Annotated in this window: 23 protein-coding genes and 1 pseudogene; 12 read left to right on the top strand and 12 right to left on the bottom strand. The window is 74.1% G+C overall.

Annotated elements, in window-relative coordinates:
- Nucleotides 1–33: 33 nt before the first annotated feature.
- On the bottom strand, nt 34–1,356 hold the full coding sequence (locus ACGFIA_RS22480) for an ABC transporter substrate-binding protein (protein ID WP_393261818.1): 1,323 nt from the start codon (nt 1,354–1,356) through the stop codon (nt 34–36).
- A gap of 122 nt (nt 1,357–1,478) precedes the next feature.
- On the opposite strand from ACGFIA_RS22480, the gene ACGFIA_RS22475 reads away from it, so the two are divergent.
- Nucleotides 1,479–2,312, top strand: coding sequence for a phosphoribosylaminoimidazolesuccinocarboxamide synthase (locus ACGFIA_RS22475; protein WP_357383674.1), 834 nt, complete (start codon nt 1,479–1,481; stop codon nt 2,310–2,312).
- Between the two features lie 3 nt (nt 2,313–2,315).
- Here the strand turns inward: ACGFIA_RS22475 and glpK are convergent, their stop codons facing one another.
- A complete protein-coding gene (gene glpK, locus ACGFIA_RS22470; RefSeq protein ID WP_357383676.1) occupies nt 2,316–3,800 on the bottom strand; it encodes a glycerol kinase GlpK in 1,485 nt (494 codons plus the stop codon).
- A 64-nt stretch (nt 3,801–3,864) separates the two neighbouring features.
- Between glpK and ACGFIA_RS22465 the strand changes: the two genes are divergently transcribed.
- A complete protein-coding gene (locus ACGFIA_RS22465; protein ID WP_357383678.1) occupies nt 3,865–4,803 on the top strand; it encodes a ribose-phosphate pyrophosphokinase in 939 nt (312 codons plus the stop codon).
- 10 nt (nt 4,804–4,813) lie between these two features.
- On the opposite strand, the gene ACGFIA_RS22460 is transcribed toward ACGFIA_RS22465, so the two are convergent.
- Nucleotides 4,814–5,281, bottom strand: coding sequence for an ATP-binding protein (locus ACGFIA_RS22460; protein WP_357383680.1), 468 nt, complete (start codon nt 5,279–5,281; stop codon nt 4,814–4,816).
- 115 nt (nt 5,282–5,396) lie between these two features.
- Here ACGFIA_RS22460 and macS point away from each other — a divergent pair, with 115 nt between their 5' ends.
- Complete coding sequence (macS, locus tag ACGFIA_RS22455; protein WP_357383682.1) at nt 5,397–6,518, top strand: MacS family sensor histidine kinase; 1,122 nt, start codon at nt 5,397–5,399, stop codon at nt 6,516–6,518.
- Nucleotides 6,515–7,162 (top strand): response regulator transcription factor, encoded by a 648-nt coding sequence (locus ACGFIA_RS22450; RefSeq protein WP_357383684.1) that lies wholly within the window; start codon nt 6,515–6,517, stop codon nt 7,160–7,162. The genes macS and ACGFIA_RS22450 overlap by 4 nt, the downstream gene beginning before the upstream one ends.
- Before the next feature lie 4 nt (nt 7,163–7,166).
- Here the strand turns inward: ACGFIA_RS22450 and ACGFIA_RS22445 are convergent, their stop codons facing one another.
- From ACGFIA_RS22445 to ACGFIA_RS22435, 3 genes are all read right to left on the bottom strand, one after another.
- Nucleotides 7,167–7,739, bottom strand: coding sequence for a DUF5709 domain-containing protein (locus ACGFIA_RS22445; RefSeq protein WP_135241906.1), 573 nt, complete (start codon nt 7,737–7,739; stop codon nt 7,167–7,169).
- Nucleotides 7,740–7,819: 80 nt separating this feature from the next.
- Nucleotides 7,820–8,491, bottom strand: a complete 672-nt coding sequence (locus ACGFIA_RS22440) for an ATP-binding protein (protein ID WP_357480343.1) — start codon at nt 8,489–8,491, stop codon at nt 7,820–7,822.
- Between the two features lie 56 nt (nt 8,492–8,547).
- Nucleotides 8,548–9,546 carry an SDR family oxidoreductase gene (locus ACGFIA_RS22435; protein WP_357383689.1) on the bottom strand — a complete coding sequence of 333 codons (999 nt, stop codon included), beginning with the start codon at nt 9,544–9,546 and terminating at the stop codon, nt 8,548–8,550.
- Between the two features lie 193 nt (nt 9,547–9,739).
- Between ACGFIA_RS22435 and ACGFIA_RS22430 the strand changes: the two genes are divergently transcribed.
- Complete coding sequence (locus ACGFIA_RS22430; RefSeq protein ID WP_357472368.1) at nt 9,740–11,026, top strand: glycosyltransferase; 1,287 nt, start codon at nt 9,740–9,742, stop codon at nt 11,024–11,026.
- On the opposite strand, the pseudogene ACGFIA_RS22425 reads toward ACGFIA_RS22430, so the two are convergent.
- The 4 genes and pseudogenes from ACGFIA_RS22425 to aroA form a co-directional block, all read right to left on the bottom strand.
- Nucleotides 10,984–11,874 (bottom strand): annotated as a pseudogene (locus ACGFIA_RS22425) (hypothetical protein); the annotation flags it as partial. The gene ACGFIA_RS22430 and the pseudogene ACGFIA_RS22425 overlap by 43 nt on opposite strands.
- Before the next feature lie 60 nt (nt 11,875–11,934).
- Nucleotides 11,935–12,753: a histidinol-phosphatase gene (gene hisN, locus ACGFIA_RS22420; protein ID WP_357480340.1), complete on the bottom strand. Its 819-nt coding sequence runs from the start codon at nt 12,751–12,753 to the stop codon at nt 11,935–11,937.
- 60 nt (nt 12,754–12,813) lie between these two features.
- Nucleotides 12,814–13,749: a ribosome small subunit-dependent GTPase A gene (gene rsgA, locus ACGFIA_RS22415; protein WP_393261811.1), complete on the bottom strand. Its 936-nt coding sequence runs from the start codon at nt 13,747–13,749 to the stop codon at nt 12,814–12,816.
- Between the two features lie 162 nt (nt 13,750–13,911).
- Nucleotides 13,912–15,213 (bottom strand): 3-phosphoshikimate 1-carboxyvinyltransferase, encoded by a 1,302-nt coding sequence (aroA, locus tag ACGFIA_RS22410; protein WP_357472359.1) that lies wholly within the window; start codon nt 15,211–15,213, stop codon nt 13,912–13,914.
- Nucleotides 15,214–15,315: 102 nt separating this feature from the next.
- Between aroA and ACGFIA_RS22405 the strand changes: the two genes are divergently transcribed.
- The 5 genes from ACGFIA_RS22405 to rsrA all read left to right on the top strand — a co-directional run bounded on the left by ACGFIA_RS22405 (nt 15,316) and on the right by rsrA (nt 18,665).
- Nucleotides 15,316–16,023 carry an SOS response-associated peptidase gene (locus tag ACGFIA_RS22405; protein ID WP_357472356.1) on the top strand — a complete coding sequence of 236 codons (708 nt, stop codon included), beginning with the start codon at nt 15,316–15,318 and terminating at the stop codon, nt 16,021–16,023.
- Nucleotides 16,024–16,235: 212 nt separating this feature from the next.
- A complete protein-coding gene (locus ACGFIA_RS22400; RefSeq protein ID WP_354871564.1) occupies nt 16,236–16,628 on the top strand; it encodes a WhiB family transcriptional regulator in 393 nt (130 codons plus the stop codon).
- 100 nt (nt 16,629–16,728) lie between these two features.
- Entirely contained in the window at nt 16,729–17,340 is a 612-nt protein-coding gene (locus ACGFIA_RS22395; protein WP_357472353.1) for an alpha/beta family hydrolase, read from the top strand.
- 225 nt (nt 17,341–17,565) lie between these two features.
- Nucleotides 17,566–18,375, top strand: coding sequence for a sigma-70 family RNA polymerase sigma factor (locus tag ACGFIA_RS22390; protein WP_357383704.1), 810 nt, complete (start codon nt 17,566–17,568; stop codon nt 18,373–18,375).
- 2 nt (nt 18,376–18,377) lie between these two features.
- On the top strand, nt 18,378–18,665 hold the full coding sequence (rsrA, locus tag ACGFIA_RS22385) for a mycothiol system anti-sigma-R factor (protein WP_026267729.1): 288 nt from the start codon (nt 18,378–18,380) through the stop codon (nt 18,663–18,665).
- Nucleotides 18,666–18,743: 78 nt separating this feature from the next.
- On the opposite strand, the gene ACGFIA_RS22380 is transcribed toward rsrA, so the two are convergent.
- Nucleotides 18,744–18,818, bottom strand: coding sequence for a 50S ribosomal protein bL37 (locus ACGFIA_RS22380; RefSeq protein ID WP_369752275.1), 75 nt, complete (start codon nt 18,816–18,818; stop codon nt 18,744–18,746).
- Nucleotides 18,819–19,056: 238 nt separating this feature from the next.
- Here ACGFIA_RS22380 and ACGFIA_RS22375 point away from each other — a divergent pair, with 238 nt between their 5' ends.
- Both ACGFIA_RS22375 and ACGFIA_RS22370 read left to right on the top strand, forming a co-directional pair.
- On the top strand, nt 19,057–19,272 hold the full coding sequence (locus ACGFIA_RS22375) for a biotin/lipoyl-binding carrier protein (RefSeq protein ID WP_357383706.1): 216 nt from the start codon (nt 19,057–19,059) through the stop codon (nt 19,270–19,272).
- The gene (locus ACGFIA_RS22370; RefSeq protein ID WP_357472350.1) at nt 19,269–19,781 is read left to right on the top strand and encodes a GNAT family N-acetyltransferase; all 513 of its coding nucleotides are present in this window, start codon (nt 19,269–19,271) and stop codon (nt 19,779–19,781) included. Before ACGFIA_RS22375 ends, ACGFIA_RS22370 begins: the two co-directional genes overlap by 4 nt.
- A 7-nt stretch (nt 19,782–19,788) precedes the next feature.
- Here ACGFIA_RS22370 and ACGFIA_RS22365 read toward each other — a convergent pair whose 3' ends face one another.
- Nucleotides 19,789–20,373, bottom strand: a complete 585-nt coding sequence (locus ACGFIA_RS22365; protein WP_357383711.1) for a helix-turn-helix domain-containing protein — start codon at nt 20,371–20,373, stop codon at nt 19,789–19,791.
- Nucleotides 20,374–20,424 lie beyond the last annotated feature (51 nt).

The following is a 20,424-nucleotide window of genomic DNA, read 5'->3' as shown; positions in this document are numbered from 1 at the left end:
CCACCCCGCCCACGCCGGGCGGGGTGGGGCGGGTCACCCGGCGAGAGCGGTGTTGGCCTGGGCCATGAAGCGGGAGGTGGCGGTGCGGGCGCCGGCCCGCTTGGCGCGGATGCTCTCGGCCGCCTCGATCAGCAGCGTGCGCACCGCCGCGTGCCCCTTGGGCGGCGGCGCGGGCGACGGGCCGGCCAGATCCGCCAGCTCGGCGCCGAGCGCGGCCATGCGCCTCTCGGCCCGGCCGGTCACCTCCTCGGCGACGAACGAGCGCACCTGCTTGCTGGCGTTCAGGCCGCGTTCCAGGCCGAGGAGACGGCCGGCCGCCACGTTCGTGGTCAGGAAGTCGAGCACGTCCACCACCGCCCCCGGGTGGCGGGTGCCCCGGAAACCGGCCCAGTACATCGACGCGCGCGGCCACTGCGCGGCGGGCGTGCCCGGGAAGGCGACCGCGCCCAGCTCGTCGTCGGTCAGGCCCTGCAGCTCCGGCAACTGGTGCGACCAGGCGAAGGAGGCGGCGGTGTGCCCGGTGACCACGAGCTGGCGGGCCAGCTCGCCGCTGTCGGCCTGCTCGACCAGGGCGGCGCTCGGTGTGGCCCGGTCGAAGCGCGCCACCTCCCAGAACTCGAACCAGGCGAGCAGTTCGGCGGAGCTGAACCCGAGCTGCCGCCCCTGGTACAGCTCGCTGCCCTGGCCGCGCAGCCACAACCAGAACGCCCGGTAGTCGCCGGAGGCGTCCATGGTGCCGGCCACCCGGTTGCCGGAGGCGCGCGTGACCCGGGCGGCCCAGGACGCGTACTCCTTCCAGGACATCCCGGTACGCGGCTCGGGCTCGCTTAGCCGGCGCAGCAGCCGGCGGTTGAACACCAGCGCCGCGCTCGTCTGCGCGGCCGGCACACCGACCGTCCGCTCGTCCACCTGGCCGTAGCGGGCCAGTTGCTCCGGCACCTCGCGCAGGTCGAGCCGCTTGTCGGCGACGTACCGGGTGAGATCGAGCAGGATGTCCCGGCCGGCGTACTCGGCGAGCAGGGTGTCGTCGATCTGGAACAGGTCCGGCGGGTTCCCGCCGGTGGCCTGGGTGGCGATCCGGTCGTAGTAGCCGCCCAGCCCCTGCCAGGTGACCCGGAAGCTGACTCGCGGGTTCTGCTGCGAGTACAGCCGCAGCGCCTGCTCGGTGGCCGCGGCCCGGCGGGCGCCGCCCCACCAGAACACAGACAGCTCGATCGGGCCGTCGTCGGCGGCCACCTCGTCCGGGCCGCACCCGGCGAGCACCGGCAGCCCGGCGGCCAGCGGCAGCCCGGTGAGCGCGCCGAGGAACCGTCGCCGGTCGAGCCCGGGACGGGGTACGGACTGCGGAGCGCGCACGGGGTCTCTCCCGAAGGTGGGGTGAACGGATCATTTCACCGGCCCCCGCCCGGGTGTCAACGCCGGGCGGGACGGCGGTGGGCGCGCCGGGCGGTCCACGCCGGTCATGGTGTACTAGCGCCGTGGAACTTCTGCACTCGGGCAAGGTCCGGGACGTCTACGCCGACGGCGACGACCTGATCCTGGTCGCCACCGACCGCGTCTCCATCTACGACGTGGTGCTGCCGACCCCGATCCCGGACAAGGGCCGCCTGCTCACCGCGCTGTCGCTGTGGTGGTTCGAGCAGCTGTCCGACCTGGTGCCGAACCACGTGATCTCCGCGACGGACGTGCCGGCGGAGTTCGCCGGCCGGGCGATCCGCTGCCGGCGGCTGGAGATGGTGCCGGTCGAGTGCGTGGCCCGGGGCTACCTGACCGGCGGCGGCTTCGCCGAGTACCAGCGCACCGGCTCGGTCTCCGGGGTGCCGCTGCCCCGCGGCCTGGTCGAGGCGTCGATCCTGCCCGAGCCGATCTTCACGCCGTCGACGAAGGCGCCGAAGGGCGAGCACGACGAGCCGATCACCTACGAGCAGGTGGTGGACAAGGTCGGGCCGGAGGTCGCGGAGCGGCTGCGGCAGATCACCATCGACGTCTACCGGCGTGGCGCGGAGATCGCCGCCGAGCGGGGCATCCTGATCGCGGACACGAAGCTGGAGCTGGGCTGGGCGCCGGACGGCACGCTGGTCCTCGGCGACGAGGTGCTCACCTCCGACTCGTCACGGTTCTGGCCGGCCGAGTCGTACCAGCCGGGCCGCGCCCAGTTCTCCTACGACAAGCAGTACGTGCGGGACTGGGCCACGGCGAGCGGCTGGGACAGGCAGCCGCCCGCGCCGGAGGTGCCGGCCGAGGTGATCGAGGCGACCCGGGCCCGCTACGTCGAGGTGTACGAGAAGCTCACCGGCAACCGCTGGGACTGACGCTCAGTCGGCCCAGTCGAGCGTGCGCTGGACCGCCTTGCGCCACTGGCGCAGCTCGCGCTCCCGGTGCGCCGGGTCCATCGTCGACTCCCACTGCGCGTCCGAGCGCCACTTCTCGCGCAGCGTGGCCAGGTCGGGCCAGAACCCCACGGCCAGACCGGCGGCGTACGCGGCACCGAGGCAGGTCGTCTCGGTGATCCGGGACCGGACCACCGGCACGTCCAGCACGTCGGCGAGGAACTGCATGAGCAGTTCGTTGCCGGTCATCCCGCCGTCGACCCGCAGCCGCCGCAACGCCACGTCGGAGTCGGCGTTCATCGCGTCCACCACCTCGCGGGTCTGGAAGGCTGACGCCTCCAGCACCGCGCGGGCCAGGTGCCCCTTGGTGATGTAGCCGGTCAGCCCGGCGACCACGCCCCGGGCGTCGCTGCGCCAGTGCGGCGCGAACAGGCCGGAGAAGGCCGGCACCACGTAGCAGCCGCCGTTGTCGTCGACGGTGCGGGCCAGCTCCTCGACCTCCGGTGCGGTGGAGATCAGGCCGAGGTTGTCGCGCAGCCACTGCACCAGCGAGCCGGTGACCGCGATCGCGCCCTCCAGCGCGTACGCGGCGGGCTGACCCTCGATCCGGTACGCCACAGTGGTGAGCAGGCCGTGCCGGGACGGCACCGGGCTGGCGCCGGTGTTGAGCAGCAGGAAGCTGCCGGTGCCGTAGGTGCACTTGGCCTCGCCGGGCTGGAAGCAGGTCTGCCCGAACAGCGCCGCCTGCTGGTCGCCGAGCGCGCTCGCCACCGGCACTCCGGCCAGCACCCCCTGGGCGGTGCCGTACACCTCGGCGGAGCTGCGGATCTCGGGCAGCACGGCGGCCGGGATCCGCAGCGCGTCGAGCAGTTCCGGGGCCCAGTCGAGCGTCTCCAGGTCCATCAGCATCGTGCGGCTGGCGTTCGTCACGTCGGTGACGTGCCGGCCGGTCAGCTTCCAGATCAGCCAGCTGTCCATGGTGCCGAACAGCACCTCGCCGCGTTCGGCGCGCTCGCGCAGCCCGTCGACGTGGTCGAGCAGCCAGCGCAGCTTCGGGCCGGCGAAGTAGGTGGCCGGGATCAGGCCGGTGCGGGTCCGCAGCCGCTCCTCGTCGTACGTCTCGGTCAGCTCGCGCAGCAGCGGGCCGGTGCGGGTGTCCTGCCAGACGATCGCGTTGGCCACCGGGCGGCCGGTCGCCCGGTCCCACACCACTGTGGTCTCCCGCTGGTTGGTGATGCCGACCGCGGCCAGCGCCCCGGTGCCGATGTCGGCGCTCGCCAGCGCCTCGCGCACCACGTGCTCGACGTTCGTCCAGATCTCCTCGGCGTCGTGCTCGACCCAGCCGGGCCGGGGGAAGATCTGCCGGTGCTCGCGCTGGGCCACGGCGACGATCTCACCGGCCCGGTCGAAGACGATGCAGCGCGAGGACGTGGTGCCCTGGTCGATGGCGGCGACGAACTCTGCGGTCACGGCAGCACCGTACCCGCCGTGACCGCCCACCGTCTCCCTCCGGCGACCCGTACGATCATCAGACGTGCGTGACATTGCCGTGTTCAGCGGGACCGCCCACCCGGACCTCGCCGCCGAGATCTGCGCCCACCTCCACGTTCCACTGCACCCGGTACGGGTGTCCCGGTTCGCGAACGACTGCCTGGAGGTGCAGTTGCAGGCGAACTGCCGGGAGCGCGACGTCTTCCTCATCCAGCCGCTGGTGCCACCGGTGCAGGAGCACCTGGTCGAGCTGCTGCTCATGATCGACGCGGCCCGGGGCGCGTCGGCCGCGCGGATCACAGTGGTGCTGCCGCACTACGCGTACGCCCGGTCGGACAAGAAGGACGCGCCGCGCATCTCCATCGGCGGCCGGCTCGTCGCCGACCTGCTCACCTCCGCGGGCGCGGACCGGGTGCTGGCCATGACGCTGCACTCGCCGCAGGTGCACGGCTTCTTCAGCGTCCCGGTGGACCACCTGCACGCGCTGCGCGAGCTGGCCGCCCACTTCAAGGGGTACGACCTGAGCAACGCGGTGGTGGTCTCGCCGGACCTCGGCAACGCCAAGGAGGCCGCCGCGTTCGCCCGGATGCTCGGCACGCCCGTCGCGGCCGGGGCCAAGCAGCGTTACAGCGACGACCGGGTGCAGATCAGCACGATCATCGGCGACGTGACGGACCGGGACGTGATCGTGCTGGACGACGAGATCGCCAAGGGCAGCACCGTGATCGAGCTGATCTCGCACCTGCACGAGCGGCGGGTCCGTTCGATCCGGCTGGCCTGCACGCACGGCCTGTTCTCCAGCGGGGCGCTGGAGCGGCTGAGCGCACAGGAGGGCGTACTGGAGATCGTCTGCACGAACACGGTGCCGATCCCGGTCGAGAAGCGGGTGCCGAAGCTTGAGGTGCTGTCGGTGGCGCCGGCACTGGCCGAGGCGATGCGGCGGATCCACAACGGGGAGTCGGTGAGCGCCCTGTTCGCCTGACGGGCCGGGGTCAGCCCTCCAACGGGCCGGTGACGGGCTGCCGGGTGGTGAGCGCGGCGGTGATCCGGACGACGGTGCCGGCGTCGCCGCTGTCCACCTCCATCGAGTCGCTCAGCTCCCGGGCCAGCCAGAGACCCCAGCCGCCGGCGGTGTCCGGCGCGGGCCGGTCCCGGTCGCGCAGTCGCCGTTCGCTGATCCCGGGCCCGTGGTCGGCGACCTCGCAGACCAGGTCGTCGCCGCGCTGCCAGAGCCGCAGCCAGCCCTGCCCGCCGCCGTGCCGGACCGCGTTGGTGATCAGTTCGTTGACCGCCAGCACGAAGTCGTCCAGCCGTTGGCCGGACAGGCCCGCGCCGTGCGCGTGTGCGGTGACCGAGTGCCGCAGCCCGGTCACCTGCGCCTGGTCGAAGGCCGTGGCGAGAAGCAGGGAAGGTTCGATGGGCACAACCGTACGCGGTGCGGGGAGTTCTGCGTCTGTCATGACCCCGTCCCGACGATGGTTCTCGACGACTTTCGCGGCATTTCCACCGTACGTCAGGGTTTCTCGGGCCGCACCGGCCGGGGTGCCCTGGACGGGCTGTGACAGGGTGGCGCACATGCCGTCGTCCTCCGGCCTCGAGGGCCCGTTCTGGCGATCGATAGCGGTGTTCCGCTTCGCCGCGCTCGCGTACGTCGGACTTGTCGTGCTGCGCGACGCGGGCCGCTACGCGCACCCGGTCGCCGCGGGCGGTGTCCTGCTGGCGATGCTGGCCTGGAGCGGCGTGACGGCGGCCGGCTACGGCCGTCCGGCCGGGCGGCGCTGGCCGCTGCTGCTGACCGACCTCGGCGTGGTGCTGGCGCTCATCCTGGTCACCCCGTGGGTGATCGGGAGCGCGGCGCTGGTCGCCGGGGTGCCGATGCTGACCGCCGCCTGGCTGGCCGGGCCGGTGCTCGCCTGGGCGGTCGCCTGCGGGCGGCGTGGCGGCGCGGTGGCCGCGATCGTGCTCGGTGGCGCCGACCTCGCCACCCGGGACCGGATCAGCCCGTCCGCGCTGACCGGTGCGATCCTGATGCTGCTGGCCGGTGTGGTGGTCGGGCACGTGGCGCGGCTGGCGGTGGAGGCGGAGGAGCGGTTGCAGCGGGCGGTGGAGCTGGAGGCGGCCACCCGGGAACGGGAACGGCTGGCCCGCGACATCCACGACTCGGTGCTCCAGGTGCTGGCGCTGGTCCGTCGACGCGGCGCGGAGCTGGACGGCGAGGCGGCCGAGCTGGCGCGGCTGGCCGGCGAACAGGAGGAGGCGCTGCGGGCGCTGATCGGCCGGGCGGGGGCGGCGCCGGACCCGGCCGGGGCCGAGCAGGACCTGCGTGACCTGATCGACAGGTACGCCTCGGCCACGGTCGGGGTGGCCGCGCCCGCCACACCCGTGCCGCTGCCGGCGCGTACCGCCGGTGAGCTGGCCGCGGCGGTCGGCGCGGCGCTCGACAACGTGGCCCGGTACGCCGGCGGGCGGGCCTGGGTGCTGATAGAGGACGAGGAGGAGACGGTGACCGTCTCGGTACGCGACGAGGGACCGGGCATCCCGCAGGGGCGGCTGGCGGAGGCCGCCGCGCAGGGGCGACTCGGGGTGGCGCAGTCCATCCGGGGCCGGGTGGCGGACCTGGGCGGGGAGGTGCGGATCGCCTCCGCGCCCGGCGCCGGCACCGAGATCGAGCTGGTCGTGCCGAGGAGCCGAGGATGAGCGTCCGGGTGATGGTGGTCGACGACCACCCGATGTGGCGTGAGGGCGTGGCCCGCGACCTCACCGAGGCGGGCCATCAGGTGGTGGCGACAAGCGGTGAGGGTCGGCAGGCGGTACGGGTGGCCGCGGCGGCCCGCCCCGACCTGGTCGTGCTCGACCTCCAGTTGCCGGACATCTCCGGCGTCGAGGTGATCCGGGGCCTGCGCGCCGCGCTGCCCGACGTGCGGGTGCTCATGCTCTCGGCCAGCGGGGAGCCGCAGGGCGTGCTCGACGCGGTGAAGGCCGGCGCCACCGGCTACCTGGTCAAGTCGGCCGCCCCGGCGGAGTTCCTGGACGCGGTGCGCCGCACGGCTGCCGGTGAGCCGGTGTTCACGCCCGGCCTGGCCGGGCTGGTGCTGGGGGAGTACCGGCGGCTGGCCGCCGCGCCGCCCGACCCGGACGACGACGCACCCCGGCTCACCGAACGGGAGACCGAGGTGCTGCGCCTGGTGGCCAAGGGGCTGTCCTACAAGCAGATCGCCGACCGGCTGGGCCTGTCCCACCGGACCGTGCAGAACCATGTGCAGAACACGCTGGGCAAGCTCCAGTTGCACAACCGGGTCGAGCTGACCCGGTACGCCATCGAGCGGGGCCTGGACGGCTGAGCGGTCAGCGCGCCTCCGGCGGCCGGGTCTCGTGCACCGCCAGCTCCTCCGCGCTGGCCCCGCCGCCGGCCGCCCCGGCGTCGTAGGCGACGTTGTCGGTCTCCTGGTCGGTGTGCGCGCCCTCGTCCGGCTCGACCAGCCGGCCCACCTGGTGGTCGGCGACGGTGCCGAGCTGCCCGTGGTCGTACACGGAGACCGGGGAGTTCGGGTCCGAGACCGGGCCCGGGTCGATCACGTCGGCGTCGAGCTGGGCCTGCGCGGCGGCCTCCTCGCTGTCCGCCTCGGCGGCGATGTCCGGGTCGACCGGGCCGGCGAGCGGATCGTCCGCGGGGCGCTCGTACCGCTCGCGCTGGAGCTTGTAGTCCAGCGACTCGCCGTCGAGCTGCTCCTCCGCCGTGGTGCCGAACTGGTCCACGGCGACCGGCGTGCGGTCACCGGGGAGCTGGGCCGGCTCGGGGCCGTCCGCCTCGCGCCCGGTCAGCACGTCGTCGTTCGCGGTGGAGTCGTCGTCGGCGGTGTCGGGCAGGCCCGCCGCCTCGGGATCGGACACGGGGGTGGGGTACTCGTCGTCGCGCATGCTCGGCATCTACCCACTGCGCTCCCCGCACTAACCGCGACCGGCCGGGTGGATCGGGAGTAACGGGGCGAAAAGGTGCCTCAGTTGCGGAACATCGCCTCGTCCTCGGCGTACAGCACGCACCACACCACCTTGCCGTCGGGCAGCGCGGTGCTGCCCCAGCGCCGGGCCACCGTGTCGATCAGCAGCAGCCCCCGCCCACCCACCGAGTCCGCCGGCGCCGGCCCCCGGTACGCGGGCCGCCCGGTCGAGTGGTCCCGGACGGCCAGGTGCAGCGCGCCGCCGCGCGGGGCCAGCCGCAGCGTCATCGGCGTGACGGCGTGCGCCACCACGTTGTTGACCATCTCGGTGACCGCGATGCAGGCCGGCTCCGCCAGCTCCGGCAGCCCCCACCTGGCGCACCCGGCGGTCACCAGCACCCGCGCCTCGCGGGCGGCCTCGACCACAGGGGGCAGGTCGGCGTCGAGCGGCTCGGGCGGCGCGTCCGGCGGCGGCGCGGCCGGATCGAGCAGCAGCTCGGCGGCGGGCCAGTCGGCGACCGCCCGGCAGACCTCGTCCAGCGCGTCGCGTGCGCCCGGATCGGGAATCCGCACTCCGGACAGGTCCACCAGCAGCACCCCGGGTCGCCGCCACAGCCGGGCGAGCAACGCGTCCCGCACGGTCTCCACCTCGGACCGGTCGAGCACTCCGGTCAGCCGGACCGTCGGGGAGGAGTCGTCGGTCTCCACCAGGCAACGCGCATCCGTCGGCATGATCGCCCCATTGTGCACGTCGGCCCGCGCCCGCGCACCGGTCCGGTCGACGGGACTCACGGCCGACCGGACCGCGACCGGCGGCTGAGCGCCGCCACCGTGCCGACGGCGGTGCCGGCGGCCAGCCCGACGGCCGCTGTCAACCGCAGCACCTGACCGCGTCGGCCGGACCACCCGTCGGTCCGCTCCGCGTCCGAGTCCGGCGTGAACACGGCGCCGGTGGAGCCGGCGCGAAGGCCGGGGCCGAACTGGGTGCGCGCGGTGTACCAGCCCAGCACCCGCTCGGCCACCGCCGGGGCGAGCCGCCACTGGAGCCCGATCAGCCGGGCCGCGCCGCCCGCGTACGCCTCCCGCCGGGGCCGGCGCAGCAGCTTGACGATCGTCTCGGCGACCATGTCCGGCGGGTACACCGGCGGCGGCGCGGTCAGCTCCCGGCCGGAGTGGTTGGCCGCGTGCCGGAAGAACGGCGTGTCGATGGTGGCGGGCAGCACCGTGCAGACTGAGATGTTCCCCCGGCCGGTCACCCGCAACTCCTGCCGTACGGTGTCGGCCAGCCCGCGGATCGCGTGCTTCGTCGCGTTGTACGCCGACTGGTACGGCATCGCCACCTCGGCCAGCACCGAGGCGTTGTTGACGAGCACCCCGCCGCCGGCCGCCTCCAGCCAGGGCAGCGCGGCCCGCGTCCCGTACACGGCGCCGAGCAGGTTCACGTCCACCACCCGGCGGAACTCGGCCACCGGGATCTCGTCGAACAGCCCCACGGTTCCCACGGCGGCGTTGTTGATCCAGGCGTCGATCCGGCCGAACTCGGCCACGGCCCGCTCGGCCAGCCGCTGGACCGCCTCCGGGTCGGTCACGTCGGTGGGCACGACCAGGGCCCGCCCGCCCAGTTCCCGGCAGAGCAGGGCGACCCGGCGCAGCGCGGACTCGGTCCGGGCGGCCAGCACCACGTCGGCGCCCCGGCGGGCCAGCGCGTACGCGGTGGACGCGCCGATCCCGCTGGAGGCACCGGTGACGACGACAGTGGCGTCGGAGAGACTGCGGGTGAGCGGCATTCCTCGTCGGTACCCCCGGCCCGGGCCGTCATGCCGACCGATTTCGCCCGTGATCGGGTTCGGTCGGCTGTCCCGTCGGCGGGACGCGGTGGCCGGGTGACCCCCCGATCTGTCAGGTTTGGGCGCACCGGACCTGGGTTAATGGGACGCTCTGACCGGAGACCCCGCTCGCGAGAACGCATGGAGGTGCACCATGCGCGTCGGCCTTGTATGCGCGCACGCCGGCTCGTCCACCGACGGTCCCGCCGTCGGGACGCAGGAGCACATTGCGCGCGTGGCGGCGGAACTCGCCGCCCGGGGCCATGACGTCCGCGTCTACGAGCGCCGTGCCGCGTCCGCCCAGCCCGCCCTGACCGAACTCGACGGCTACCGGGTGGAACGTGTCCCGGTCGGCCCGCCCGACACGCTCTCCACCGCCGAACTGGTCCCCTTCGTCGCCGAGTACGGCCGCTGGCTGGCCGGGCAGTGGGCCGGTGACTGGACCCCCGACGTGGTGCACGGGCACTACTGGATCGGCGGGCTGGCCGCCGCCCACGCGGTACGCGCCACCGACATCCCGGTGGTGCAGACCTTCCACTCGCTCGGCGTGGAGCAGTTGCGCCACCTCGGCCGTGACTACACCGGGCCGGGGGAGCGCATCCCACTGGAGCGGGCGCTGACCCGGGCCGTGGACGTGGCGGTGGCCCAGTGCAACGACGAGGTCGACGAGCTGACCCGGATGGGCCTGCAACGCACGTCGGTGGCGATGGTGCCGACCGGCGTGGACACCGGCCGCTTCCACCCGGACGGCGAGGCGGCGCCCCGCGACCGGCGGCCCCGGATCCTCTCCGTCGCCGGGCTCGCGCCCGGGCACGGCCAGGACGACCTGATCCGGGCGATGCGGCTGGTCGGTGACGCCGAACTGGTGATCGCCGGTGGCCCGCCGCCCGAGCGGCTGGACGGGCACGCCGAAGCGCGCCGCCTGCGCGAGCTGGCCGAACGCGCGGGCGTGGCGGAGCAGGTGAAGCTGGTCGGCGCGGTGCCGCACGACCAGATGGCCACCTGGTACCGCTCCGCCGACGTGGTGGCCTGCACGCCGCACTACGCGTCGGCCGGGCGGGTGTCGCTGGAGGCGATGGCCTGCGGCGTGCCGGTGGTCGGCTACGCCATGGGCGGCATCGCCGACGCGGTGGTGGACGAGGTGACCGGCAAACTGGTGCCGCCGGGTGACGTCCGCACGCTCGGGGTGACGCTGCGCCGGCTGCTGTCGGACAACGCCGGGCGGTTCGCGTACGGGCACGCCGCCGTGGACCGGGTCCGGTGCAGCTACACCTGGGAACGGACCGCCGCCGCGCTGGAGCGCCTCTACGAGCGGGTGATCGGGCGTCGCCGTCCGGCCACCCCGATCGAGCCGACGCCGGTCGAGGTGACCGCGCCGGTCGAGGTGGCCGCGCCGGTCGAGGTGGCTGTCTCGGAACGGGGACCGGTCGAGGCGGCCTGAACCGGCACCATCCCGGCGCCCACGATCGCCTTCTGGCGGGCGCTGGCGTGGTGGTGCTGCGGTTCGGCGTACCGGGTCAGGCCGACCACCGCCGCGAGCGTCACCAGGAAGCCGAGCCCGGCCAGCCACTCCCGGCCGGGCCAGATCTTGTCGTTGAGCAGCAGCAGCCCGACGACCGCCGCGGGCACCGCGCCGGCCGCGTCCATCGCGGCGACCGCCGCCGTGGTCGACCCGCGTTGCATGGCCAGCCCGAGCAGGAGCTGACCGATCACCGAGTGGACGACGAGCAGGTAGAGCAGCGGGTCGCGGAAGAACGCCTCCGCCGATCCGGCCGAGGCGAGCGGGCGGGCCGCCACCGCCGCGGCGGAGAACGCCATCCCGGCGAGCGAGCCGAGCACCACGGACCCGAGCGCGCCGTGCAGCCGGGCGGCGAAGAAGCCCGAGCCGGCGATCGCCACCACGGCCACCGCCAGGCCGACCAGCCCGGCGGTGCCGAGCTGCCGTGACGGCGCCGGCTGGGCCGACAGCACGAGCGCGGTGATGCCGGCGAACAACAGCACCAGCAGGACCACCTCGGCGGCCGGCAGCCGCCACTTGAGCACCAGCACGCCGAGTACGGCGGTCACCCCGAGCCCGGCCGCCACGCTGGCCTGGACCAGGAACAACGGCAGGTCCCGGCGGGCCAGGAAGGCCAGCACGAAGCCGACCACCTGGCAGGCCAGGCCGATCAGGTACGTCCGGTGCCCGGCGAGGCGCAGCAGCAGCCCCGGGTCGAACGTGTGGTGCACAGTGGTCCGCGCGGCGGCGACCGACTGAAGGAGGTTGGCGAAGCCGTACGCGATGATCATCGCCGCCAGGAAGCACCAACCAGAGGAAACCACCTGGCGAGGATAGAGGCTCCCCCCGGGTCAGCGCTCGGCTGGACGGCCGAGCCGGGCCAGGATGTCGTCGTGCAACGCGCCGTTGCTGGCCACGGCGCTGATGTCGGCCGAGTCGGTGCCGGCCGGCGCGGGCCGCCCGGCCAGGTCGGTGATCCTTCCGCCGGCCTCGGTGACGATCGGCACCAGCGCGGCGATGTCCCAGAGCGACAGTTCCGGCTCCACCATCACGTCCAGTGCGCCCTCGGCCAGCAGCATGTAACCGTAGAAGTCGCCGTACGCGCGGCTGCGCCAGGTGTCGCGCATGAGTTGGAGCACCGCGTCCAGCCGGCCGGCCTGTTCCCAACCGGTCAGCGACGAGTAGCAGAAGCTCGCGTCGCCGAGCGCGGTGACGCCGGAGACCCGGATCGGCGTGCCGTCGGCCGGGCCGGTGCCCGCGAACGCGCCCGCGCCGAGCGCGCCCCACCAGCGGCGGCCCAGCGCCGGGGCGGAGACCAGGCCGAGCACCGGCCGGTCGTGTTCCAGCAGCGCGATGAGCGTGGCCCAGACCGGTACGCCCCGGACGAAGTTCTTCGTGCCGTCGATCGGGTCGACCACCCAGCGCCGCCCGTCCGGTCCGGCCGGCGGCTGCTCGCCGTACTCCTCGCCGAGCAGGCCGTCGGCGGGACGGTGGGCGGCCAGCAGCGCGCGGATCTCCCGCTCGACGGCGGTGTCCGCGTCGGAGACCGGGGTCAGGTCCGGCTTGGACTCCACGCGCAGGTCGAGTGCGCGGAACCGGGCCGAGGAGACGGCATCCGCCGCGTCGGCGAGCAGGTGGGCGAGGGCGAGATCGTCGGCGTACCCGGTCATGTCCGACACGCTAGTGGCGGCGGCCCGGCCCGCGACGGCGGGTCGCCGCCGGTCCGCCGATCAGGACCCGGCGAGCGGGTCGCCGGGGTTGCGCTCCGGTTCGCGCGGGTCGCCCTCGCCGCTGCGCGAGGCCAGCAACCGGCGGTACGAGGCGAGCCGGCGCGCGTCCGCCTTGCCGGCGGCCACCCAGGCGTCGAGCGCGCAGTCCGCCTCGTCGGCGGTGTGCGGGCAGTTGGCCGGGCAGTCCACTGTCGCCTCGACCAGGTCGGGGAAGCCGTGCAGCAGGCTCTCGGCGGACACGTGGGCCAGCCCGAAGCTGCGTACCCCAGGGGTGTCGACGATCCAGCCGGTGTCGCCGTCGGCGCCGCGCTCGGCGGGCAGGCGCAGCGCCACCGCGCTGGTCGACGTGTGGCGGCCCCGGCCGATCGCGCTGACCGTGCCGACCGCCCGTTCGGCGTCCGGGACGAGGCGGTTGACGAGCGTCGACTTGCCCACCCCGGAGTGCCCGACCATGACCGAGACCCGGCCGGTGAGCAGCGCCCGCAGCGCGGTCAGGTCGGAGTCCGGGCGGATCAGCACGTACGGCAGCTCCAGCTCGGTGTAGTAGCCGAGCACCGCCTCCGGGCCGCCCAGGTCGGCCTTGGTGAGGCAGAGCAGCGGCTCGATGTCGGCGTCGTACGCGGCCACCAGGCAGCGGTCGATGAACCCGGTGCGCGGCGGCGGGTCGGCGAGCGCGCTGACGATCACCAGCTGGTCGGCGTTCGCCACCACCACCCGTTCCAGCCGCCCCTCGGCGGTGGTCTCGTCGTCGTCGGCGGTACGCCGCAGCACCGAGGTCCGTTCGGCGATGCGCACGATGCGGGCCAGCGCGCCGGGTGCCCCGGAGGTGTCCCCGACCAGCCCGACCCGGTCGCCCACCACCACCGACTTGCGGCCCAGCTCGCGGGCGCGCATGGCGGTCACGAGCGGCGCGTCCGGCCCGGCACCGGACAGCACGCACGTGTAGCGGCCCCGGTCGACGGCGATGACGAAGCCCTCGACGGCGTCGGCGTGCCGGGGCCGGGTGCGCGTACGCGGGCGCGACGACCGGCCCGGTCGGACCCGTACGTCGTCCTCGTCGTACTCGCGCCGCTTCGTCGCCAGGACGTCCCCCCGCTGTCAGTTCTTGCCGGTCACCATCCCCGACCATAGTGCCGGGAACTCCGGCATGGTCTTCGAGGTGCACGCCACGTCGTCGACCTCGATGCCGGGGACGGCGAGCCCGGCCACCGCCGCCGCGTGCGCCATCCGGTGGTCGGCGTACGTCTGGAACGTCCCGCCGCGCAGCGGCCGGGGCCGGATCTCCAGCCCGTCGTGGGTCTCGGTGATGTCCGCGCCGAGCGCGGTGAACTCCTTCGCCAGCGCGGTCACCCGGTCGGACTCGTGGCCGCGGATGTGGCCGATGCCGGTGAGCCGGGACGGGCCGTCGGCCAGCAGCGTGAGCGCGGTCAGCACCGGGGTCAGCTCGCCGACGTCGGAGAGGTCGGCGTCGAGCCCGCGTACCGTGCCGGTGCCCCGCACGGTCAGGCCGTCGGTGCCGAGCGTCACCTCGCCGCCCATCCGGTGCAGCAGCTCCCGCAGCCGCTCGACCGGCTGGAGGCTGCTGCGCGGCCAGCCCTGCAGCGTCACCTCGCCGCCGGTGACCAGCGCGGCGGCGAAGAACGGCGCGGCGCCGGACAGGTCGGGCTCGATCTCCCAGCCACGCCCGGACAGCGTGCCCGGCTCGACCGTCCAGACGTCCGGCGTGGTGTCGTCCACCGCGGCGCCGGCGGCGCGCAGCATCTGCACCGTCATCCGCACGTGCGGCGCGGACGGGACCGGGGGACCCTCGTGCCGGACCACCACGCCCCTGTCGAACCGGGGCGCGGCCAGCAGCAGCCCGGAGACGAGCTGGCTGGACGCGGAGGCGTCGATGACCACCTCGCCGCCGGCCACCCGGCCGGCGCCGAGCACGGCGAGCGGCAGGCTGCCCGTCGGCGGTGCGTCGATGCGGACGCCGAGCGCCCGCAGCGCGCCGATCAGCGGCCCGAGCGGGCGGGTTCGGGCGTGCGGGTCGCCGTCGAACGTGACCCGGCCGGCGGCCAGCCCGGCCACCGGGGGCAGGAAGCGCATCACCGTGCCGGCCAGGCCGACCTCGACGTGTGCCGGTCCGGCCAGCGGGTTGGGGCGGACCAGCCAGCGGTCGTCGTCCGAGATCGACACGTGGGCGCCGAGCGCGCGCAGCCCGCCGGCCATCAGCTCGGTGTCCCGGGCGCGCAGTGGCAGGGCGAGTGTCGACGGCCCGCCGGCGAGCGCGGCGAGCACCAGGGCCCGGGCGGTCATGGACTTGGAGCCGGGCAGGCGCAGCGTCGCGGCGACCGGGTCGCTCGCGGTCGGCGCGGTCCACTGCTGCGGCGGACGCGTCGCGGTCGGATTGCTCACCGTTACATTCTGCCAAGCTCCCGGCCCGGTGGCACCGTTCGTCGCCCCCGCTCCCGTTGGGCGGGACAGCCGGGACGTCCGAATGCGGCTAGCGTGGGCGCCATGTGCGGGAGGTACGCCACGACCCGGAGCGCCGCCGATCTGAGCGCGATCTTCGAGTCTGCCGACGAGACCGGCGGGGTGACGCCGGACTTCAACGTGGCGCCGACCGATCCGGTGCCGCTGGTCCGGCTCGCCCCGGAGGGGCACCGCCTGCTCTCCCTCGGCCGCTGGGGCCTGCTCCCGCAGTGGTCGCGCAGCGCCGCCGGGGCCGCCCGCATGATCAACGCACGGGCCGAGACGGTCGCCACCAGCCGGGCGTACGCGCCGTCCTTCGCCCGCCGCCGCTGCCTGGTCCCCGCCGACGGGTGGTACGAGTGGGTGCGCCTCGCCGACGGCGGACGCCAGCCCTACTTCATGACCCCGCGGGACGGCTCGGTCCTGGCCCTCGCCGGCATCTGGTCGGTGTGGGAGCCGGCCGGGGCGGCCCGGCTCACGTTCAGCGTGCTCACCACCGCCGCGGTCGGCGAGCTGGCCGAGGTGCACGACCGGATGCCGCTGCTGCTGCCGCCGGAGCGCTGGGCGGCCTGGCTGGGCCCGGCCGAGGAGCCGGCTGAGCTGCTCGCGCCGCCGCATGCCGGCCTGCTCGCCGGCCTGGAGATCAGGCCCGTGTCCCGGGCCGTGGGCGACGTCCGCAACGACGGCCCGGAACTGATCGTGCCGGTGGTTCCGGCGGGCACCGGGACGGCCGCCGGAGCGACCCTGTTCTGATCACGCTCTGCCACATTCACGCGGCCCTTTCTGTCGGGGTTGGGTGGGAAAGTCGCCCAGACGTTCAGTCACTTTCATCGAAGACCCTTGTCCTTACGCATGCGAATGCGATAGAACACAGCGCCGGTGATGGGCGTCTGTTCGCACGGGGCGGATGACATCCATCGATCTTTTAGAGATCTTCGCCGGTTCCCACGGGGGAGGTGGGTGTATTGACACGGGCACGCATGCCCCGTCCGCACGAGGTAGCCGCCGCGCGGCGCGATCCGCGACTGCTGCGGGCGCTTGACGAACGACGCCAGGACGACGCCTGGCGCACCAGGGGCACCTGTCAGAACGTCGATCCGGAGACGTTCTTCCCGGCGCCGAACGAGCCGGCCGACGCCGCCGTGGCGCTCTGCCGCACCTGCGACGTCCAGGGCTCCTGCCTGGCCTGGGCGCTGGAGGTGGGCGACTGCCACGGCGTCTGGGGCGGCACCACGCCGCGTGAGCGGCGGGCCATGCTGGTGGCCTGGCGCAGCGAGGTGCAGCCGGATCCGGACGCGCTCGACGACGCCGGCCCGCCGGTGCGCGACCGTCTGCTCACGCTGGTTCCGCTGAGCTGATCCCGACGTCGCCCGTGGCCCGCCGCAGTGGGCCACGGGCGACGTCGGCGTTTCCGCGCCCGGCCGCCGGTGGGCCGCCCGGCCCGCGCAGAATGAGCCGGTGCGGCACGACGACGAGATCGACACCCCGAGAGGCCCCGCCCGGCTGCGGTTCGATCCGCCTACCGGCGGCGCGACGGTGCTGGTGCTCGGGCACGGCGCCGGCGGTGACGTGGACGCGCCGGACCTCACCGCGGTACGCGACGCGGCGCTCGCCGCCGGGGCGGGGGTGGCCCTGGTGACCCAGCCGTACCGGGTGGCCGGACGCCGCGCGCCCGCCCCCGCCGGGCACCTCGACGAGGCGTGGACGGCGGTCCTGGCCGAGCTGCGCCGTCGCGCCCCACTGGTGCGCCACTGGGTGGTCGGGGGCCGGTCCAGTGGTGCCCGGGTGGCTTGCCGTACCGCCGCCGCCGTCGGGGCGGCCGGAGTCGTGGCGCTGGCCTTCCCGCTGCACCCGCCGGGGCGACCGGAGCGTTCCCGGGCCGGGGAACTGCGCACCGGGCTGCCCACGCTCGTCGTGAACGGCGACCGGGACCCGTTCGGCGTACCCGAGCCGGGCCCCGGCATCGAGGTGGTGGTCCGGCCGGGAGAGCGCCACGACCTGCGCGGAGATCCGTCCGGCACGGCCGCCGTGGTGCGGGACTGGCTGCGCGTACACGGGTGGTCGTCCTGACCGGCGGCGCGTGCCGTGACCGTCCGACGCGGCGGGTCGTTGCACCGGTTGGTGCCGGCCGCCCGGTTCGGGCGCGCCGGGGCCACCCTCCCAGGCCCTTCCTGGTCCCAGCCTCGGTCGCGGCCGAGGCCGGGACCAGGATCGGGTGGGGTGGAGGAATGCCGCACCCCGCACCTCGCGTTACCTCCCTTGGACGACGACAGAGCCAGGCGAGGGGGGTGACCGGTGCCGATCGAGACACGGAGCCGGGAACGGGACGAACGGGACGAGCGCCAGCTCCGGCGGCTGCTCGACGCGCCGGAGTGGCCCGCGGCGGCGTCGGTCGTGAGCACCGGCACACACTCCGGAAGTGAATCTGCCGGTAAGTGGGTACGCGTATCCTCGGCGGGAAAGCATCCGACGCGAGGGGATGTGCGGTTGACCACCGAGAAGACGGACGAGCGCAGGGCCCGCTTCGAGCGGGACGCGATGCCCTTCGTCGATCAGCTCTACGCTGCCGGGCTGCGGATGACCCGCAATCCGGCGGACGCGGAGGACCTGGTTCAGGAGACGTACCTGAAGGCGTACGCCGCCTTCCACCAGTTCGAGCAGGGCACGAACCTGAAGGCCTGGCTCTACCGGATCCTGACCAACACCTACATCAACACCTACCGCAAGCGGCAGCGCCAGCCCATCCAGGCGCCGACCGAGGAGATCACCGACTGGCAGCTCGCCGAGGCCGAGTCGCACACGTCCAGCGGCCTGCGTTCGGCCGAGACGGAGGCGCTCGACCGGCTGCCGGACAGCGACGTCAAGGAGGCCCTCCAGCAGCTGCCGGAGGAGTTCCGCATGGCCGTCTACCTGACCGACGTCGAGGGCTTCTCGTACAAGGAGGTCGCCGACATCATGGGTACGCCGATCGGCACCGTGATGTCCCGTCTGCACCGTGGCCGACGTAATCTGCGGAAGCTGCTGGAGCAGTACGCGGCGGAGCGGGGTTTCAGCGCCGCCTCGTCGAAGAAGGGTTCGACCGCCGCCGCCGGCCGGGAGGTGTGACCGTGAGCTGTGGACAACCGCACGAGACGGACTGCCGCGAGGTCCTCGCCGAGGTCTACCTCTACCTCGACCTGGAGTGCGCCGAGGAGCGCCGGGTGCTGATCCGGCACCACCTGGACGAGTGCGGGCCGTGCCTGCGCGAGTACGGCATCGAGCAGGAGGTCAAGGCGCTCGTGGCCCGGTGCTGCGGCAACGAGGCGGCGCCGGAGAAGCTGCGGGAGCGGCTGCGCCTGCGGCTGACCGAGCTGGTGGTCTTCGAGACCACCGAGTCCCGCGAACTGGCCGACTGACAAGCCACGAACGGCCCGGGTCCGTGATCGGACCCGGGCCGTTCCGCGTTTCCGGCTTCTGCCGCGCTGATCCGATGATCAGGAGTTGGGGCGCTTGCCGTGGTTGGCGCTGCTCTTCTTACGGGCCTTCTTCTTCCGGGCCTTCTTCGCCATGCTCTGCCTCCTTGTGCTGGTCACGGTTCCGTCCGCGGCTGGGCGCGGCGGAGGTCGCGGTGTGTGGCCCCCGGGCTCGCCGGTGGCCGACCCGCACGATGCTAGTGCGGTGGCCGCCCGCCGGGACGCGGTGGGGCGGATCGCGCGCCCGGTGGTGCGCGGCCCGGCGTGACCGGCGTCATGATTGGATACCGTTCGCAGGATTGTCGGGGAGCTGTCGGAGAGGGAGGGCCACAAAATGGCCGAGGAGATCCGCGCCGAGATGGTGGCCAACGTCTGGAAGGTCGTCGTGTCGGCCGGCGACACGGTGTCCGAGGGCGACACCCTCGTCATCCTGGAGTCGATGAAGATGGAGATCCCGGTCGTCGCCGAGTCCGACGGCGTGGTGCGGAGGCTCGCGGTCAACGAGGGTGACGTGGTGCAGGACGGCGACCTGATCGCGGAGATCGGTTGACCGGCCTGCGGGTGCGCCGCGCCGACCCGGCGGACCTGCCGGCAGTGGCCCGGCTGACGGTGGCCGCGTACGAGGCGGACGGCCAGCTCAAGGACGAGAGCGGGTACGCGCCGGTGCTCGCCGACGTGGCCACCCGCGCCGAGAGTGGCGAGGTTCTGGTGGCCGTCGACGACGCCACCGGCCACGTACTCGGCGCGGTGACGTTCGTGCTGCCCGGCAGCCCGTACGCCGACCTCGCCGAACCGGGCGAGGCCGAGTTCCGGATGCTCGCGGTGGATCCGGTCGCACAGGGCCGGGGCGCGGGCGCGGCGCTCGCGTCCGCGTGCGTGGCGCGCGCGACGGAGTTGGGCTGCACGGCGTTGGTGATCTGCGTACGCGCCGGGATGGCGGCGAGCGCGCACCGCCTCTACGAGCGGCTGGGTTTCGTCAGGTACCCGGAGAAGGACTGGATGCCGATGCCCGGCATCGAGCTGCGCGGCCTGCGGCTGGACCTGACCGCGGCCCGCTGAGCGCGGCTCAGGCGTCGCCTTCCGCGCCGGTCTCGCCGATCTTGGCGAGCAGCTCGTCGGCGACCTGGAGCGCGATCCGCTTGCGCTCATCGTCGGTGATGCCGGGCGCGCGTACCGCGAACCAACTGCTGTGCACCGCGAACAGCGTGAGCGCGGCGCGGAGCTGGGCGGCGGGGGAGTCGTCGCCCCGGCACAGCTCGTGCGCCAGGCGCATTATCCGGTCCCGCATCTGCTGGCCCGCGACAAGGCTCTTGAGCACCGTCTGGTTCTGCTCGAAGAAGCGCATCACCTGGGGCAGGTCGCCGGCGAACATGCTGTCGGCGTACCTGCCGATCAGGGCGCGCCGGGTGGCCAGCGTGGGTGGTTGGTCGGCGGCCCAGGCGATCAGCTCGTCCATCCGGCGCAGCCGGTCGTCGACCAGGCTGGTGACGATCTCGTCCTTGCTCTTGAAGTGGTAGTAGAGCGCCGCCTTCGTCACGCCGAGCCGCTCGGCGATCTCCCGCAGGGACGTCTTCTCGTAGCCCTGCTCGGTGAAGAGTTCCAAGGCGACGGCCTGGATCCGCTGCCGTGTGCCCCCTGTGGTCTCCCTCACCAGCCGACATCCTTCCAATCCGCTTGACGTGCGCCCGCCATCAGCTTACCG

Source organism: Micromonospora sp. NPDC049203 (assembly GCF_043197215.1).
Taxonomy (GTDB): Bacteria; Actinomycetota; Actinomycetes; order Mycobacteriales; family Micromonosporaceae; genus Micromonospora.
The sequence above is the reverse complement of the archived record's forward strand: the minus strand, read 5'-3'. Positions and strand labels throughout refer to the sequence as shown.